Annotated in this window: 14 protein-coding genes; 10 read left to right on the forward strand and 4 right to left on the reverse strand. The window is 65.0% G+C overall.

The annotated features are described in order from the left end of the window. Nucleotides 1-64: 64 nt before the first annotated feature. The gene (locus tag J2S32_RS07445) at nucleotides 65-1,396 is read right to left on the reverse strand and encodes a sugar MFS transporter (protein WP_253519697.1); all 1,332 of its coding nucleotides are present in this window, start codon (nucleotides 1,394-1,396) and stop codon (nucleotides 65-67) included. A gap of 338 nt (nucleotides 1,397-1,734) precedes the next feature. Here J2S32_RS07445 and J2S32_RS07450 point away from each other — a divergent pair, with 338 nt between their 5' ends. Together J2S32_RS07450 and J2S32_RS07455 are read left to right on the forward strand one after the other, a co-directional pair. Continuing rightward, nucleotides 1,735-4,794 (forward strand): ATP-binding protein, encoded by a 3,060-nt coding sequence (locus J2S32_RS07450; protein ID WP_253519700.1) that lies wholly within the window; start codon nucleotides 1,735-1,737, stop codon nucleotides 4,792-4,794. Beyond that, nucleotides 4,787-6,448: a response regulator gene (locus J2S32_RS07455; protein WP_253519704.1), complete on the forward strand. Its 1,662-nt coding sequence runs from the start codon at nucleotides 4,787-4,789 to the stop codon at nucleotides 6,446-6,448. The genes J2S32_RS07450 and J2S32_RS07455 overlap by 8 nt, the downstream gene beginning before the upstream one ends. 396 nt (nucleotides 6,449-6,844) lie before the next feature. On the opposite strand, the gene J2S32_RS07460 is transcribed toward J2S32_RS07455, so the two are convergent. Further along, on the reverse strand, nucleotides 6,845-6,991 hold the full coding sequence (locus J2S32_RS07460; RefSeq protein WP_253519720.1) for a hypothetical protein: 147 nt from the start codon (nucleotides 6,989-6,991) through the stop codon (nucleotides 6,845-6,847). Here J2S32_RS07460 and J2S32_RS07465 point away from each other — a divergent pair. From J2S32_RS07465 to J2S32_RS07495, 7 genes are all read left to right on the forward strand, one after another. Then, a complete protein-coding gene (locus J2S32_RS07465) occupies nucleotides 6,990-7,976 on the forward strand; it encodes a glycosyltransferase family 2 protein (RefSeq protein WP_253519723.1) in 987 nt (328 codons plus the stop codon). The two genes, J2S32_RS07460 and J2S32_RS07465, sit on opposite strands and share 2 nt — an antisense overlap. Beyond that, nucleotides 7,973-9,004 (forward strand): glycosyltransferase family 4 protein, encoded by a 1,032-nt coding sequence (locus J2S32_RS07470; RefSeq protein ID WP_253519726.1) that lies wholly within the window; start codon nucleotides 7,973-7,975, stop codon nucleotides 9,002-9,004. The genes J2S32_RS07465 and J2S32_RS07470 overlap by 4 nt, the downstream gene beginning before the upstream one ends. A 405-nt stretch (nucleotides 9,005-9,409) precedes the next feature. After that, nucleotides 9,410-9,742 (forward strand): hypothetical protein, encoded by a 333-nt coding sequence (locus J2S32_RS07475; protein ID WP_253519729.1) that lies wholly within the window; start codon nucleotides 9,410-9,412, stop codon nucleotides 9,740-9,742. Nucleotides 9,743-9,746: 4 nt separating this feature from the next. After that, nucleotides 9,747-10,628 (forward strand): CsgG/HfaB family protein, encoded by an 882-nt coding sequence (locus J2S32_RS07480; protein ID WP_253519732.1) that lies wholly within the window; start codon nucleotides 9,747-9,749, stop codon nucleotides 10,626-10,628. 2 nt (nucleotides 10,629-10,630) lie between these two features. After that, nucleotides 10,631-11,659: a hypothetical protein gene (locus tag J2S32_RS07485; protein ID WP_253519735.1), complete on the forward strand. Its 1,029-nt coding sequence runs from the start codon at nucleotides 10,631-10,633 to the stop codon at nucleotides 11,657-11,659. A gap of 330 nt (nucleotides 11,660-11,989) precedes the next feature. Beyond that, entirely contained in the window at nucleotides 11,990-12,523 is a 534-nt protein-coding gene (locus J2S32_RS07490; protein ID WP_253519738.1) for a heme NO-binding domain-containing protein, read from the forward strand. A 2-nt stretch (nucleotides 12,524-12,525) separates the two neighbouring features. After that, nucleotides 12,526-13,941, forward strand: a complete 1,416-nt coding sequence (locus J2S32_RS07495) for a sigma-54-dependent transcriptional regulator (protein ID WP_253519741.1) — start codon at nucleotides 12,526-12,528, stop codon at nucleotides 13,939-13,941. A 21-nt stretch (nucleotides 13,942-13,962) separates the two neighbouring features. Here J2S32_RS07495 and J2S32_RS07500 read toward each other — a convergent pair whose 3' ends face one another. Beyond that, nucleotides 13,963-14,223, reverse strand: coding sequence for a hypothetical protein (locus J2S32_RS07500; RefSeq protein ID WP_253519744.1), 261 nt, complete (start codon nucleotides 14,221-14,223; stop codon nucleotides 13,963-13,965). A gap of 91 nt (nucleotides 14,224-14,314) precedes the next feature. Between J2S32_RS07500 and J2S32_RS07505 the strand changes: the two genes are divergently transcribed. Next, nucleotides 14,315-16,168 carry an ABC-F family ATP-binding cassette domain-containing protein gene (locus tag J2S32_RS07505; protein ID WP_253519748.1) on the forward strand — a complete coding sequence of 618 codons (1,854 nt, stop codon included), beginning with the start codon at nucleotides 14,315-14,317 and terminating at the stop codon, nucleotides 16,166-16,168. A gap of 50 nt (nucleotides 16,169-16,218) precedes the next feature. On the opposite strand, the gene J2S32_RS07510 is transcribed toward J2S32_RS07505, so the two are convergent. Continuing rightward, nucleotides 16,219-17,544: an alkaline phosphatase PhoX gene (locus J2S32_RS07510; protein ID WP_367398974.1), complete on the reverse strand. Its 1,326-nt coding sequence runs from the start codon at nucleotides 17,542-17,544 to the stop codon at nucleotides 16,219-16,221. Nucleotides 17,545-17,602: the final 58 nt, after the last annotated feature.

Raw genomic sequence — 17,602 nt, forward strand, 5'->3', positions numbered from 1 at the left:
GCTCCATCTCGCGGCAACCTGCCCCCCGCATCGGCGGAAGGCAATGCGCCCGGCGTTGCGCGGGTTAAGCGGTCGCAGGCCGCCGTGCGTAGAAGCCGAACACCGCGATTATCGCATAGCAGGATGCGGGCAACACAAGCGACAGCGCAAGGCTGCCCGTCAGGTCGGCGAGCGCGCCCGTGGCCAGCGGGACCACCGCCCCGCCGAAGATCGCCACATTGATGATCCCCGAACCGTCAGCCGCGCGGCTGCCCAACCGCTCGCAGGCAAGCGAGAAGATGGTCGGGAACATGATCGAATTCATCAACCCGATCGCCAGCAGGCTGTAGGCGGCCAGCGTGCCGCTGCTGTTGGTCGAGATCGCGATCAGCGTGATTGCGCCGATCGCCACCGCGGTCAGGATCAGGCCCGGGCTCACCATGCGCAGCAGCGCGGAGCCGATGAAGCGCCCGACCATCGCGCCGCCCCAATACAGGCTGACCATCCAGCCGACGATGTTTTCGGGTTGGCCGAGCACGTCGTCGAGCATCAGGTAATTGATGACGATCGAGCCGATCGCCACTTCGGCGCCGACATAGAGGAAGATCGACAGCGCGCCAAAGCCGAACCGCGGCCGCTTGAGCAGGTCGAAGCCCGCGAGCCCGCTCGAGGGTTCGTGCTTTTCGCCCTCCAGCCGGTTCCGGAACAGCCACACTGCGCCCGCCACCACGGTGATCGCGATCGCGATGCCGAGATAGGTCTTCACGATCATCGCCGATTCCGCGGTGCGATAGGCCGCCAGCGCGGCGCCTTCGAAATCTTCGGCGGAAACATCGGCCAGCGTGCCGAGGATCAGTCCCGCACCGACCAGCGGAAAGAGGAAGGTGCCGAAGGAATTGAATGCCTGCGCAAAAGTGAGGCGGCTGTGCGCGGTCTTCTGCGGGCCGAGCAGGCTGATCAGCGGATTGGCCACCACCTGCACGATCACCACCCCGCTGGCGAGAATGAACAGCGCCAGCAGGAACAATGGATAGGTCGCAGTGGTGCTGGCGGGGATGAACAGCAGACAGCCCAGTGTCATCGTCAGCAGTCCCGCCACCGCGCCGCGCATATAGCCGATCCGCTTGACCAGCTTCGCGCCGGGAATGCCGATCACCAGATAGGCGGCGAAGAAGCAGAACTGGACCAGCATCGCCTGCGTGTAATTGAGCGTGAACAGCTCTTTCAGCTTGGGGATCAGGACATCGTTGAGGCTGGTGATCCCGCCGAAGATGAAGAACAGCGCGAAGACGAAGGGCGGCAGGCTTGGCGCATGCACATGGCCCTCTGCCTCGTCACCCACGGGATCGCTTGAAGAATAATGCTTCGCGGCTTCCGCCGCGGCCCCCGTTGCCGTCACCACGTATCGTTCTCCCATTTCGCCGCCCGCATCCCACTGTAAGGTGCGGGCTAGCGCGGGCGGAAATTAGGAGCGCAGCGCTTTTCTGTCAACGTTGACAAAAAATAGGCCCGAGTTGGTGGCGAGGCGATTTGCGCAAGGGCCTGCCGCCGCGCAGCAAGGGTTGAAAACCGTTTGAGACAGGCCCCGCGAAGCAGGCAAGTGCACTTCGCGTATCGGAGCCTGTCCGAAGAACGATGGCCGAATAGATGGGCTGCGTGACGAACGTCCCGAATGGCGGCGATATTCAGCGCCGCAGCCGCGCCCGTTTCTTAACGGCGTTGTGCCGCATGCAAGAATAAGCGAGAACCCGAGCGATGTCGCTCTCGCTCAGAGGCTTGTTCATCGCGCTGCCGATCGTTGCGCTGGTCATCGGTGCCATGGCCTGGAGCATCTATGTCGGCAGCATCGACGACGATCGCGCCAATGCGCTGCGCGAACTCGACATCGCCAATGCCGCCGCTGCCGATACGCTCCGCCGCGAGATCTCGCTGATCGCCGAGACCGAGGAGAAGGCGGTCGCCACCATGGCGCGCAAGCTGGAGCAGCGCAGTCCGACCACCATCGGCGATATCTTCGTCCCTGCGGCAGACGGAGCCTTCCATAGCCGCGACGATTTGTGGGACGGCCGCGCCTCCGCAGGAGCGATCCAGCTGCGCGGCATTGGCGGCTTCCTCGCCCCGCCCGAACCGGACGACGACCGCCGCGCGACCGTCCTCGCCGCCTTCGACACGCTGCGGCAGATGACCAATGGCCTGCCGAGCGATGTCGAAAGCCTCTATTTCTTCTCGCCCGCCAACGACCTGCTGATCTACGCGCCGCAGCGCCCCGACGAATTGTCCTTCTATCGCACAGCCCCGGCCGATTTCGATTTCCAGGATGCTGAATTCAGCCGGATTACCTCGCCGGCAGAAAATCCCGCCGGGATGCTGCGCTGCACCAGCCTGCAACGCCCGCTGTATGACGAGACGGGCGACAATTGGACCACCGGGTGCATGCTGCCCATCCGCGTCGATGATCGGCATGTCGGCGCCTGGGGTATCAGCATCCCGCTGGACCAGTTTACCCGGCGGCTGACGCCCCCGCCCGAGGACGCCTTCACCATCATCGTCAGTCGGGACGGAAAGTTGATCCATCACTCGGGCGTAGCCGGGGACGACAGCCGGCGGCTCGAGGCGAATGTCGACCTCGCGACTTCGGAAGAGCCCCTCCTGCGCGCCATCTGGGATTATGTAAACGCGGGGATCGACGACCAGACGGTCTTCGCGCAGCCGCTCGATGCCTATGTCTCGGCGCGCGAGTTGCAGGCGCCCGACTGGTACGTGCTGACCGTGCTGCCAGAACAGGCGTTGAGCGCGCGCGCATGGTCGCTGGCGCAGCGGGTCATCCTTATCGCGCTGACCGGGGCGCTTGCGCTCGGCCTGGTGCTGTCGGCGATCTTCCACCGGACCGTCGCCTCGCGGATCGCCCGGCTCGCGACGCGGATCGACCGGGTCTCGGCCACCGAGGGTGTGGCGCTGGATGCGGGGACCAGGGACGAGATCCGCCAGCTCGAGCATGCCTTCGAAAAGATGGAAGATCGGCTGGCCACGGCGCGCTCGCGCGAGCAGCATTCGTTCGACGTGCTGGTCAATGCGGCGGAACGCTATGCGATGGTGCTGTTCGACGACCAGGGGCAGCTGATCCGGGCGAGCAAGGGCGCGCTCGACCTGTTCGGCGAAAAGGAACTGGTCAAGCTGCTCAGCGAATGGGGCCTGTCGGCCGAGTCCGCGCCTGCGACCGGCCATCCGGCGGGGCCGGGCCCGCAACCGCGGATCATCGCGCGCAAGCTGGCCGACGGGCGCGAAGTCTGGCTCGAGGAAATCCTGATCTCGCTCGAGGATCATCTCGGCGCGCCCTTCGGAACGGCGTATATCGGGCATGACATTACCGAAAAGCACACCGCACAGCGCGCGATAGAAGAAAACCTGCTCTATCTCGAGCTGGCGCACTCGAGCGCGCAGGCGGGGCATTTCGCACTCGATCCGCACACCATGGAACTGTCGCTTTCGGGCTGGCTGCGGGAAAAGCTGGGCGTTGAGACGCCAACCATCCCGCTGGCCGAGCTTGCCGCGCTGATCGATGAGAGCAAGCGCGACGAAACCATGGCGGAAATCGCCGCGGCGATCGAAGCACGAACCGAATTTTCCTTCGAAACGCTGGCGATCGGTGCCGAGGGAGACCGTTTGCCGATCGTCGTGCGCGGGACGGCGGTGTTCCAGGATGCCGACAATACCGAAGAGCTGGCTGGCTTCTACGGGATCGCACAGGATATCACCGAGCAGAAGAAAGCCGCCGAGGCGCTGTTGCGCGCGCGCGACGAGGCCCGCGCCGAAGCGCGATCCAAAACCGACATCCTCGCGGTCATCTCGCACGAAATCCGCACGCCGATTTCGGGTATTCTCGGATTGATCGACCAGATCCGCCGCGAACGGTCCGAAAGTGAGCGCAGCCGCGCGCTGACGCTGGTGGAGGATTCGTCCGAAGCGCTGCTCAAGACGCTCGATGCGACGCTCCAGCGGACCCGCTCCGAGCGCGAACAATCGGTCTCACAGGACGAGGAGTTCAGCCCCGCCGCGCTGGTCGAGCGCGTGGCCGAGTTGTTTCGCCCGCTGGCCCGCCGCAAGGGCCTCGCCATCGATGTGCTGGCGGGTTCCGAGGGCCGGGCGTGCGGCCAGCCGGCGCGTATCCAGCAGGTGCTCGCCAACTTCGTTTCCAATGCGATCAAGTTTACACCGATCGGCAAGGTGACCCTCTCGTTCAACGCGCCCGAACCCGGGTCCGATCTCTGGACATTCTGCGTCGAGGACACGGGCGGCGGGATCGATCCCGAGCGGATGAAGACGATCTTCGAGCCATTCTCCGGCAGCGCGCCCGACACGCTCGGCCGGTCCTCCGGCAGCGGGCTGGGCCTGTCGATCACGCGCGATCTCGCCCAGCAGATGGGCGGCACGGTTGCGGCCGAAAGTTCGGCAAGCGGCGGGACGCGGATGACGCTGACGCTGCCCCTGCAGACCGTCGGGCCTGGCAAGGAACAAGCCCCCGCCCGCGGCACTATCGCGATCAGGCTGGCGCGCGCTTCGCTCGCCGTGCGCGTCGAAGTCATCGCGCATGCGGAGGGCTTCGCCGTTCTCGACCCGGCTTCGGACGATCCCGGGGCTACCGCCGATATCGTGGTCAGCGACGATGCGGAATTCGTCGCGCAATGCGGTGCCGAATGGAGCATCCAGCTCGTCGAAGCGGCGGAGAGCGCGCGCGACGGCAAGCATATGGTGGCCAGCGAAGCGGATCTGCTCGACATGCTCCCCCGCATCCTCGACGAGGTCGCCGATGGATAAGATGGACGACATCCCCGCCGAGCGCCGCGCCGAGATCCTGGCCACGCGGCTGGAGCGTAGCGAACGCGCGCTAAGGGGTGCCGAAGCCGCGCTCGAAAAGCGGATGAAGGAGCTGTTTCGCGCCAATCAGGACCTCAGCCTGCGTCAGAGCGAACTGGCGCGAAAGCTCGAGATCGAAAGCGCGCTCCTGCTTGGCGCCCTGTCGACCATCCGGATGGCCACGCTGTATGGCGAACGCGAGCGCGGGTTCACCATGTCCGAAAGTGCCGGGCCGATCCTAGGGCTGGCCGATGGCGAGGAACCCACGATCGAGAAGCTCGCCGCGACGCTCCATCCGCTCGATCGCGACCGGATCATGCGTGTGGGGCTTGCGTTCTTCAGCGAGGCCGAGCCGGGGGTGGCGCATGCCTATGAACATCGCATCGTCCGGCAGGACACGGGGGAGACCCGCTGGCTCAGATGGTCGATCACGCGCGAGACCGGCACCGAGGATCGTCCCGGCCATCTGATGGCGACGATGCGCGACATCACCGAGGAACGTCAGAACGAGCGCGGTGTGCGGGCGCTGCAATTGCGAGCCGAGCGAAGGGTGCGCGAGCTTGCGCACCTCCAGCTGGAGCTAGCCGGTGCGAAGGATCGGGTGGAAGAGGCGCTCAGCGCGCGCAACCGGTTCATTTCCGAAATGGCGCATGCCATTCGCACCCCGCTTGCGGCGTTGAGCGGCGGGCTCGAATTGCTGCGCTCGAAGGTCCGCGAGGGCGGCGAGAAAGATCTGTCGGTCGCGCGCGAGGCAGCGGAGCAGCTCGGCGAACTCGCCTCCCGGCTGATCGAGGAAGCGGCCTCGGATGGCGAGGCGGAACCGGTCGCCTATGCCAGCGGGGTCGGCACGCCCACACCGGAAACCGCATCGGCGCTGCCCGACCAGCCGCGCATCCTGCTGGCCGAGGATACCGAGAGCAATCGCTATGTCGCCGAGCGCATGCTCGCCGATCTGGGCTGCCTCGTCACCTCGGTAGAAAACGGCGCCGCCGCAGTCGAGGCGATCAGGCGCCAGAGTTTCGATCTCGTCCTGATGGATGTGATGATGCCGATCATGAATGGCGAGCAGGCCACGCAGGCGATCCGCGGGCTCAGCGGGCCGGCCGCACGCACCCCGATCATCGGAGTGACCGCGCATAGCCTGCAGTCGGAGCGCGAGCGTCTGCTGTCGGCCGGGATGACCGCCTGCATGGCGAAGCCGGTCAAGAAGGAAGCGCTTGAAACCGCGATCCGCACCGCGCTGATCTCGGGCCGCGACGTTCGCCAGAACCAGGCGCGGTTCGATCACGACCTCTTCCGCCGGACCTTCACCGATCTGCCCGACGCCTATCGCGATCGGATGCGCGATGCCGCGAAGAAGGACATCACCAAATATGCGGGCGAAGTGCTCACCGCGGTCGAGGCCGATGACGAGGAGGACCTGTCCCGCGCGGCGCATGCGCTGACCGGGGTATCGCTCAATATCGGGGCGGTCGGGATCGTCGAAGAGCTTACGCATTACCGCGAGGCGCGCGCGCTAGGCGAGGCGTCGATCGAAGCCTTCCGCGAAGCGGTCGCCGCCTGCCTCCTGGCCGTCGACGACCTCTACGAAGCGCTGATCGCGGGGGATAAGTAGGCCCCACGTCCACCGGTCATTGCGGGCACGGAGGAATACTCCGAGGAATTTATTGTCCCCGGAGCGGCGAACGCCATGCAAGGATGCTCCATCCATCTGAATTGAAGATGTTTTTCCGGCGCGGAAGACGGTGACGCTTGTCGATCATGGCGTTTCGCAATTTGCGGCAGTAGTCATGCAATTTGCAAGTCGCATCCTCGCAAATTGCGAAACGCTACTTGAGCGAAGCTCCAGAACCGCGGAACTGCGTCGTTTTTAGGTTTGGCACGGACCTTGAATACGTCTTGGTAACCATATGCCGAGGCCCCCATCCCTTCTTTTCGCCATTCCCTTCACCCGTTCGCCGCCTCGCAGACCAGCCACGGCGTCTCCGCGCGCAATCCGTGCGTATCGAAGTCACGCGGCGATCTGCTGCGCGGCATTCGGGAAACGCTCGCCGGGTACCTGCTGAGCGCAGCCGTCGCCGCACTCGCGGCCAGCGCCGTCCGGGCGCGCGCGCCCGGCGCGATTGTCGCCTGATCCAACACCAAGGAAACCAGCCATGACCTCCCCCCGCATGTCTGTCGTGATGCCCGTCTCCAATGTCGAGGCCTATATCGCAGAAGCCATTGAGTCGGTCCTCGGCCAGACCTTCGAGGACTTCGAACTGATCGTCGTCGGCGACGGTGGGCAGGACGGGTCGATGGATCTGGCGCGCAGCTTCGACGATCCGCGTATCCGCATCGTTTCGCAGGAAAATCGCGGCCTCGCCGGCGCGCGCAATACCGGCATCGCCGAAACGCAGGCGCCCTATATCGCGCTGCTGGATCCCGATGACCGCTGGCACGAGGACAAGCTGAAGCTGCACTTCGACCACCTGCAAGCAAACCCGCATATCGGGGTGAGCTATGCCGGCTCGCGGATGATCGACGAGCGCGGCGCGGTCATCTCGGCTGCGATGCGGCCCAAGCTGACCGATGTCGCCGCCGGCGACATTCTGTGCCGCAATCCGATCGGCAATTGCAGCGCGCCGGTCCTGCGCCGGACAGCGCTCGACCGCGCGGCATTTCCCCACCCGCAGGAGCGGAACCGGGCCTGCTGGTTCGACGAAAGCTTCCGCCAGTCGGAAGATATCGAACTGTGGGTGCGTCTCGCTTCGCTGCATGGCGTCAGCTTCGAAGGCATCGAAGGGCTGCTGACCGATTGCCGGATCATCGGCGGCGCGCTTTCCGCCAATGTCGTCAAGCAGTACCTCAGCTGGTCGCGCATGATCGATATCGCGCGTGACAATGACCCCGAGCTGGTCGCCAGGCACGGCGATGCGGCACGCGCCTACCAGCTGCGCTACCTTGCGCGTCGGTCGGTCCAGCTCGGCAATGCGGATCTGGCCAACGATCTGATCAGCCGCGCCGCCAGCCTCGCCCCGCGAATCTTTCTCGAGGAACCGGTCAAGTCGACGGTGACCTGGGGCGCTATCAAGCTCGCCCGGCTGACCGGCCCCGAACGCTTCCGCCGCCTCGCGCGCCCCTATCTCAAGGCGACGGCATGATCCGGATTACCCATCTCCTCGACGATGTCGGCACGGGCGGGGTCGCCCGCGCGCTATCGCTGTTCGACGACCCGCGCATGATGCGCGAGGCCGAGTCGCGAACCATCCGCATGGGCCGCGGACCGGCCGGCGCCGTGCGGCTCGATAGCGAGCTCATCGTCATCCATGTGCCGCCCTCATGGGGCCGGCTGCCCTATCTGGCGGCGCTCAGGCTCAAGAACCCGCATGCCCGGATTATTCAGGTCGAATATTCCTACACTCGCGCTTTCGAAGCGGAGGCGGTGTCCTCCCCGGGGCGGTTCCGCACGCTGCTGCAGACTGCCGCACGGCCGGTCGATGAAGTGATTGCCATGTCGGGCGCGCAGCGCCGGTGGCTTGCCGAGGCAGGCGTTCCTTCTAGAAAGCTGCACACGATCCATCCGTGGAGCGGCCGCGAAGATCTGTACAAGGTTCCCGATCTCGAGCCGCCCGGCGGCCCGCTTCGCCTGCTCGCCTATGGGCGGCTGGCCCCGGAGAAGAACTTCGCCGCACTGATCGAAGCCATGGGCTCTTTCCGTGCCGACGAGGTCACGCTGACGCTGGCCGGTTTGGGCCCCGAAGTGAAACGGCTGGTGGAACTCGCCAGTGAGCGTGACAACGTCCGGCTGCTACCTGCCACCAATGCGATCGACGCTCGGCTTGCGGCCTGTTCCGCGGTGGTCGTTCCGTCGCGCTACGAAGCCTCTGGCCTGGTCGCAACCGAAGCCCGCATGGCGGCCCGCCCGGTGCTGGTCGCCGATATCGACGGCCTGCCCGAACAGGTTCGCAGCGGCGGCGGGGTTGCCGCACCAATGCGCAATGCCGCCGAGATCGCCTGCGCAATCATCCGGCTTAAAGGTGCGGACTTGCCTACGATGGGCCGGGCCGCACGCGCCGGGGTCATGCAGCAGCACGATGAGATCATCACGGGTTGGCAGGCGGTTTTACGCCGTGCCGAACCCCTTCGAAAGAAAGCCGGTGTGCAACCGGCCATGGCTGCCAGCGCCTGAATTGCGACCCCAGGCGCCGCAGGGCCGCCTCGTTCCCTCCGCTATGCGGATGGGGGCGGGGCGGTTTCCCTTTGGGGGCGACGCAAAAGGCCATGCGCGGCGCGCAGCCGGCTGAGATGGGCGCGGGGCTCGTCGAACAAGGGTGGCCTGGAACCGGCACCCCGCGCCGGTCACGGCAAGATACTGATAATCTGACAGCTTCTCCGACGGGCTACAGTTTCGGCGGTTGGCACGATGCGCGTTTCGCAATCTGCAGTGCGTGCCTGCCGCATTTTGCGAAGCTGGAGGTGCGGAATGCAGTCGGCCGCCGAGGCGCTGCCATTAAACCGTTGTTTCTGAATCTTTTTAGATTTTGGCACGGGTCGTGAAAAGCAGAGTCCCGAACACTTCGAATGGGGACAACACATGCTACTTCTAGTTCTCGCAAACGCAGCAGCTCTGGCAGGCGAGCAGCCATCCGACACCGGCCGCCCGCAGAGCGCGCCGATGTCCTTCGAGCGCGATGCCAACCACAACCGCGTCATCATCTCGGGCTCCGCTTCACAGGGCAGCAGGCTGATGGCCAATCCCGCTCGGCGGCACCGCCAGGATAGCCGTGCGATTGCGATCGCCAACATGGTCAACGTCACGGTTCACGGCAGTAACAACACGGTTGTCGTGAACGCGCGTCAAGCCAGCTCGGGCAATCAGAAGGCCGTTGTCGCGGCCAGCCCTTCCTCGCTCGGACAGGGAGGGTAAGGTTATGATCGGGGGAAAGAAACTCGTTCATCGGGCTATCGCTCTGGCAGCGACCGGCCTGACCCTGGGGGGATGCGCAAGCTTTGCCGACACGCCGCCCCAGCGGATCACGCCCCTCAGCGGCGCGCGCGTTACCGATGGTGACACCGCCTATTCGGGCATTCTGCGCTGCATGGCTTCGCACACGAGCGGTATCGCACAGCCGCGGATCGCAGTGGGGGAAGTTGCCGATTACACCGGTCGGCTTGACGGGCTGAACGGCTCGGTCGCTCCCCAGGGGGCAGCGCTCATGGTGATTTCCGCTCTGGCCAAGGCAGGCTTCCCGCTTGCCGAGAGACTGGACCTGCGGATTGCCTTGCAGGAACTCGATTATGCCAACAGCAAGCTGCTCGGCCCTGACGGCCAGCCGACCGATGACTATCGGCGGATCTATTCGGGGTCGATTGCGGAAGCCGATCTGATCGTCCTGGGCGGCATCACCGAACTGGATTTCAACATCCGCAGCGATGTGGCCGAGGCCTCGATCGGGCCGGTGGGCGGCGGAGCCCGTTCCTATGTCATGTCGGTCGGTGTGGACCTGCGCCTGATCGATGCGCGCAGTCTGCGTGTCGTCAACGTAGCCAGCCTGCAGAAACAGATCCGCGGCCGCGAAATCCGCGCCGGAATCTTCGAATTCATCGGCAACACCACCCTGGATCTCGGCGTCGGACGCCGCCGCCAGGAGCCGGTGCATGGAGCGATCAGGGCGATCATCGAAAAGGCGGTGATTGACCTGATGCGCGAACAAAGGGGCGCCGACGCGCCCCGCTGTCCAACCAACGTTCAATCGGTGAGCTACGCCGTAGAACAAGCGGCGAGCCCGCAAACTCAATTTGAAGGAGACTGAAAATGACGAAGTTTTACCTGATGACTACGGCGGGCCTGCTCGCCATGGCCGCAGCCCCTGCAACCGCACAGGTCGCGCTGCCGACCGAACCCGACCCGCTGGTTGCAGTCGATGTCGATCTTTCGACGGGCGCGCTCCTCGGTGACCAGTCGGTTCTCGATGCCGTCGTCGAAGTTGGCGGCGGCGAGCTGCTCGACGTCTATCTCGGCCTGCTCGAAGGCTCGACCGGCGGGACCAACTTCCAGCTGCTCGACGGATCCATCCTGACTGCCCTCGAGACGCTTGGCGGCCCGGAACTGGTCAGCGCGTTCGAAAGTCTCGTCGGCACCACGGCCCGGACCGCCGATTATGTCACGGACCAGTCCAATTCCGCCACTCAGGATTCAATCCTCAGCGCTACGGCAAACTCGGTTGCCAGCGTGAATGCAACCGCGGCGAGCATCGGCAACAGCTATGCGCTCGATGCGGCTGCGAATGTCGTGGCGGATCTGGCCCAGATCAATCAAGGCTACGGCACCAGTTCGGTTGCGACCGTCTATAACGCCGTCAGCGAAGTGACCGAAACCGCCGCTTCGATCGGGAACACCGGATCGTTCAACGCCGACGGCGCGCTCCTCGACCTGTCGATCGATCAGAACAATCTTGGCGGTCAGACTTCGAATCTGGTTACCATCCAGAACATGGTCGCCGAGGCCACGAGCACGGCAGCATCGATCGGCAATTCCCTGGCCGTGGAAATGCCCGGCGGCAGCAAGCTGACCGCAACCCAGAGCAATTCCGGTACGATGATCGCCGATCTGACGGGCATGATCGCATCTACCGTCGATTACACCGCGACCGCGGCGTCGATCGGCAACAGCTACGCCCTGACCAGCCTCGACAGCGGTATTGCCGGCAATGTTTCCAGCTCGCTGAACCAGTGGAACGGCGCCGGTCAGATCGCCAAGGTCACTGCCAACATTGCGGCCAGCACGAACGCCGCCGCGACCGCGGCCGCTATCGGCAACAGTGTCAGCATCAACGTCGAATAGCTTCCCCCCGGGTGGCCCGCACTGCAAGCGCAGTGCGGGCCACCAAACTTCATGGATTACCCAGTCAGCCAAGAGGCTGTCATGAACTCGGCACCCGCCACAGCGCAAAGCGCCGCGAGCATCAAGCGATGCGCTGCATTGCGAACCCTCCAAAACAGCCAGATCGCCAAAGCATCGTTGCAATATGCGAGAGTGACTTTTGCAAATTGCAAGGAAATGCTGCATATTACGGAAATCATGACGCCGTTATCGCCCGATACGCCTGTCCTCATTCCGGCACAGCCTTTGCATCGATGCACTCACATCGCAGCACAGCATTCGGAGATTACGGTGAAAGGCATTATCTTTTCGGAACTGGTCGGTTTTCTCGACCGCGCCGGCGGGCCCGAACTCGCCGAGAAAGTGTTGGCCGATGCCGACCTGCCGCATGGCGGCGCCTATACGCGTGTCGGCCAGTATCCATGGCAGGAAGCCGTGCGCGTCGTCGAAGCCGCCTCGCGCGCGACGGGGGCCGAATTCGCCGATCTGTGCCACCAGTTCGGCGCGTATCTCTTCGAGCGCTTCACCGTGCTCTATGGCGATATCGTCGGCCGCTATGCCAGCGCAGAGGAACTGCTGTCGCATGTCGGCGATCACATCCACGAAGAGGTCAGGATCCTCTATCCCGATGCGCAGCCGCCGCAGGTTACCGTCCATGACGAAGGCGACGTATTGCGCGTGGAATATGCCTCGCACCGCCCCTTTGCGCATATCGCCCATGGGCTGGTGGCCGGCGCGATGACCCATTTCGGCGACCACCGCGCGCTCAACTGGGTCGGCGCAAATGACGAAGGCTCGCGCGCCGAATTCGCACTTACGGGATAAATATGTCGAAACCCGCCATTCTGATCATCGAGGACAGCGCCTCGCTCGCCCTCGGCTTTGCCGCCCAATTGGAAGAGGCAGGGTACGAAGTGGCGCTTGCCGCCACGCTTGCCGAAGCGCGCGATGCGCTGGCGAACACGCGGTATTCGGCTGCGCTGCTCGACCTGCAGCTGCCCGACGGGGATGGTCTCTCGCTGCTCGAGCAACGCGACGAGACGTCACCCGCCTTTGTCGTCATCACTGCCGATGGTTCGCTGTCGCGCGCGATCGCCGCTATGCGGCTCGGGGCCTTCGATTTCCTCGTCAAGCCGGTTGCGGGGACCCGCCTGCTGGCGACGATCCGGGCCGCGGTCGAACAATCGAAAACCGCGCCGGCCAAGGCCGTCATCAAGCCGGTCGAGGACGGCACACGCTTCCATGGCTTTATCGGCCAGTCGCCCGTCATGCGCGCAGTGTTCCGCACGATCGAACAGGTCGCCGATTCGCGCGCGAGCGTCTTCGTCACCGGCGAGAGTGGGACGGGCAAGGAAGTGACTGCCGAGGCGCTGCACGCGGAATCGCGCCGCCGGAACAAGGCTTTCGTCGCGATCAATTGCGGTGCGATTCCGGAAAATCTGCTCGAGAGCGAACTGTTCGGCCATGTCAAAGGCGCCTTCACCGGAGCGATCGAGAACCGGATCGGCGCTGCCAAGGCCGCCGATGGCGGAACGCTGTTCCTCGACGAGATTTGCGAGATGGAGCTCAAGCTCCAGGTCAAATTGCTGCGGTTCATCCAGACCGGGATGATCCAGCGGGTCGGATCGGCCCAGGCCGAACCGGTCGATGTCCGCATCGTCTGCGCCACCAATCGCGATCCCTTGCGCGAAGTCGCCGAGGGGCGCTTTCGCGAAGACCTGCTCTATCGCCTCAATGTCATCCCGATCCACCTACCGCCGTTACGGGAGCGCGGCGACGACATCGTTCTGCTGGCGGACCGGCTGACCGAATCGATCGCCCAGGAAGAACGCCGCCCCGGACTCCAACTCAGCGCGGCGAGCCGGGCGAAAATTCGCGCCCACTCCTGGCCTGGCAATGTGCGCGAGCTGCAGAACGCCCTGCGGCGGTCGGTGGTGATCGGCGAAGGCGACGAGATCGACATCTCGGTGCCGACGGGTCATTCTGCAATCCCGGAGGCCTTGCCTCCTGCCTCGTTTGAGCCGGCCTCTTCCGAGTTTGCGAGCACGCCCGCGCAGCCATCGGTCTCCCCGTCGACCGAGCTGGCCTTCGATGGCATGACTTTGGCCCAGATCGAGCACCTCGCGATCGAGGCGGCACTGAAGCGACACGGCGGCAATGTAACCCGCGCCGCCAAGGAATTGGCGGTCAATCCCTCAACCATCTACCGGAAACTGGAAAAGCAGCGCACCCAAACCGGTTAGGCGCATCGCCTGATCCCCGCGTCAGGGCGGTGAGGCGCTGGCGATCATATCCATGATGTTGCGTGCCGCCTCGCGCTCGGCCGGGTCCTCGAACGCGACATCCAGATCGGGAGCGGCGTCGAGCATGTAGAGTAGCGTCCACAGCGCAAAGCGTCGCCCGCTGTCGCGCTCGAGCCCGAAATCGACGCGCATGCGATCGATCCCGGCGGGCAGTGCGACCGGATCGACTTGGGCCAGATCGGGTGTGCCGAAATAGCGCTGCAACAGATCCTGCATCTCCATTTCCCCGCGCTAGCGCACCGGGCGCGGGCTGCATACTCCCTGCCCCCTAATTCCTTTGGGCACAGCGCAATTGGCTGTTAAGGGGCCGCGCATGCTTACCATCGACGGTGTCACAGTGCGGCTTGGCGGCCGGACCATTCTCGAACGCGCCAGTGCGACGGTGCCGGTGGGCGCGCGCGTCGGGCTGATCGGCCGCAATGGCGCGGGCAAATCGACGCTGATGAAGGCGCTGATCGGCGAGATCGAACCCGATGACGGGGACATTACCAAGCCGTCGCGCGCGCGGATCGGCTATATCGCGCAGGAAGCGCCCAGCGGCACGATGACGCCCGAGGAGGTCGTGCTGGCGTCGGCCACCGAACGCGCCGAACTGCTGGCCGAGCTGGAAACCTGCACCGACATGGACCGGATGGGCGATGTGCATGACCGCCTGCTGGCAATCGATGCCTACAGCGCGCCTGCCCGTGCGGCCAAGATCCTCAACGGTCTGGGCTTCGACGAAGAGATGCAGCAGCGCCCGGTCGAAAGCTTTTCCGGCGGGTGGAAAATGCGCATCGCGCTGGGCGCGCTGCTGTTCTCCGAACCCGAGATCCTGCTGCTGGACGAACCGTCCAACCACCTCGATCTGGAAGCGACGCTGTGGCTCGAGAATTTCCTCCGCTCCTATCCCGCGACTTTGGTGGTCATCAGCCATGAGCGCGACCTGCTCAACAAGGTGGTCGATCACATCCTGCACCTGCAGGGCGGCCAGCTGACGCTGTACTCGGGCGGCTACGATGCATTCGAGAAGCAGCGCGCCGAACGCGCCGCGCAACTGGCGGCGGCAAAGGCCTCGCAGGATGCGCAGCGCGCGCGGCTGCAGGATTACGTCGCGCGCAACAGCGCGCGTGCCTCCACCGCCAAGCAGGCGCAATCGCGCGCCAAGATGCTGGCGCGGATGCAGCCGATTGCGGCGCTGATGGAAGACCCCACGCTGAGCTTCGACTTTCCCGATCCCGAAGAGCTGCGTTCACCGATGATCACGCTCGAGCAGGCGGCAGTGGGCTACGGCGAAGCGCCGCCCATCCTGCGGCGACTCAATTTCCGCATCGAGGCGGACGACCGCATCGCGCTGCTTGGCCGCAACGGCAATGGCAAGACCACGCTGGCGCGGCTCCTCGCATCGCAACTTGCGCCCGCAGAGGGCGAGGTCAACGCGCCCGGGCGGCTGAAAGTGGGCTATTTCACGCAGTATCAGGTCGAGGAACTGGCCGGCGAAGACACGCCGCTCGACCTCATGAACCGGGCGATGGAAGGCGCGGCGCAGGGCGCAGTACGCGCGCAGTTGGGCCGTTTCGGCTTTTCGGGTTCGCGCGCGCAGACGCGGGTGGACAAATTGTCCGGCGGGGAACGGGCGCGGCTGGCACTAGCGCTGATCACGCGCGATGCGCCGCACCTCCTGATCCTCGACGAACCGACCAACCATCTCGATGTCGATGCGCGCGAGGCGCTGATCCAGGCGCTCAACGACTATTCGGGCGCGGTCATCCTGATCAGCCATGACCGCCATATGGTCGAACTGACCGCCGACCGCCTGGTGCTGGTCGATGAAGGCACGGCGCGCGAATATGCCGGCAGCATGCAGGATTACATCGACTTCGTCTTGGGCCGCAAACCGAAGGAAAATCGCCGCGGCGGGGCAGGCAAGAAACGCGGGTCCAATGGCGCGGACACGGCGGCGCAGGCGCGCTCGGCGAAGGCGGAGCTGACCAAGGCGGAAGAGGCGATGGCGCGGCTCACCGCCGAGCTGGAAAAGCTCGACCGGCTGATCCTCGACCACACGCAGGATGGCGCGAAGATGCAGGACCTGCTCACCGCGCGCGCCGAGGCCGCAGACACGCTGGCCGCGACCGAGGAGAAATGGCTGGCCGCCGGTGCCGCGCTAGAGGCTGCGGAACACGGCTAGGTTGCCGTTTCCGGTGCCGAAAACAGTCTCTCAGCTCTCTTCGCTACCGTTCAAACGGCCCAGGGCCCCGTGATCGCCAGCGTGCGGGTGGGCGAATAGGCGTTGACGAAGAACCATTTGCCGTCGGGCGAGAAACACCCGCCAGCCAGTTCGGTCTGCATCCGCAGGCGGCCAAACGTATAGGCCCGGCCATCGGGCGTGATGCCGCGCAAATGGTTGTCCACGACATCGGTATACTGGTCTTCGCAGACGATCAGGTGGCCGTTGGGGCCGACGGTGAGGTTGTCGCCGTAATTGAGCTGGTCCTCGCGCTCGCTCTCGAAGAACAGTTCGATCGTGTCATTGCTTCCGCCCCGCCCCGGGACGAGCTTGAAGATCTGGCCGAGCTTGCGCTGTCCGCCATTGGTGGAGCAGATGAACAGTTCATCCATGCCCATGTGGATACCTTCGCCCCGGGCGATCAGCGCGGCGCCGCGCGCGGCCGAGCGGTGGCGCAAATCATCCGCGGGCGCTTCGACATCGTCGCAATCGATCCAGCGGACCGGATAGCTCGCGCCGACAGGCATATCGGGCGCCGACCAATTGCGCGTATCCGCAAGGCCATCGACGACCATGGCCTGCAGCTGGCCGCCGTCGTGCAGACGTCCGGGCGTCTTGGGAATAAACCGGTAAAGCACGCTGTCGCCGCGATCCTCGGTCAGGTAGACGACACCTGTCGCCGGATCGACGCAGGCGGCTTCGTGGTTGAACCGGCCCATCGCCTTCAGCGGCACCGCGTCGACCAGCCCCGTCGCCGTGGCGGGTACTTCGAACACCCAGCCATGGTCGAGCGCGAGCCCGTCGCCATAGCGCTGTCCCGGGCCGGTCGGCGCTTCTTCGCAGGTCAGCCAGCTGCCCCATGGGGTAATGCCCCCCGAACAATTGCGGATCGTGCCCGCCAGCGTGCGGAATTCGCGTTTCACTTCGAGCGTGCGCGCATCGAGCACCAGATTGGTCGTGCCGCCGGGGACGATCGATCCGTTGTGTGTGCCATAGCCATGGGCGAGCGGGCCGCCCGCACCATCGCCCGGGACGAGTTCATGATTGCGGATAAGGACGATCTCATCGCCGCCAAGCGACAGGCAGCCCATGCCATCCGCCTTGTCGGGTACCGCCCCGCCATCGGCCATGGCATCGCCCAGGCTCGACAGCAGCCGGTAGGTAAACCCGCGGGTCAGGTCGAGCATTCCCGCCGGATCGGATACCAGCGGCCCGTAATCCGCAAAAGCGGCGGGCGCCGTCATCGCCGAACCGGTCCGGCCCGCGCACCCGTTCAGCAGCAATCCGCTGAAGGCCGCGCCGGTCGCGCCCATGAATCCTCGACGATTGATCTGCACTTCGCTTCTCCTCGCAAGCCCCGGGCACCACGCTGCACTGGTGCCAAGCCCGTGCCCG

Origin of the sequence: Qipengyuania citrea (assembly GCF_024171405.1) — a bacterium.
Taxonomy (GTDB): domain Bacteria; phylum Pseudomonadota; class Alphaproteobacteria; order Sphingomonadales; family Sphingomonadaceae; genus Qipengyuania; species Qipengyuania profunda.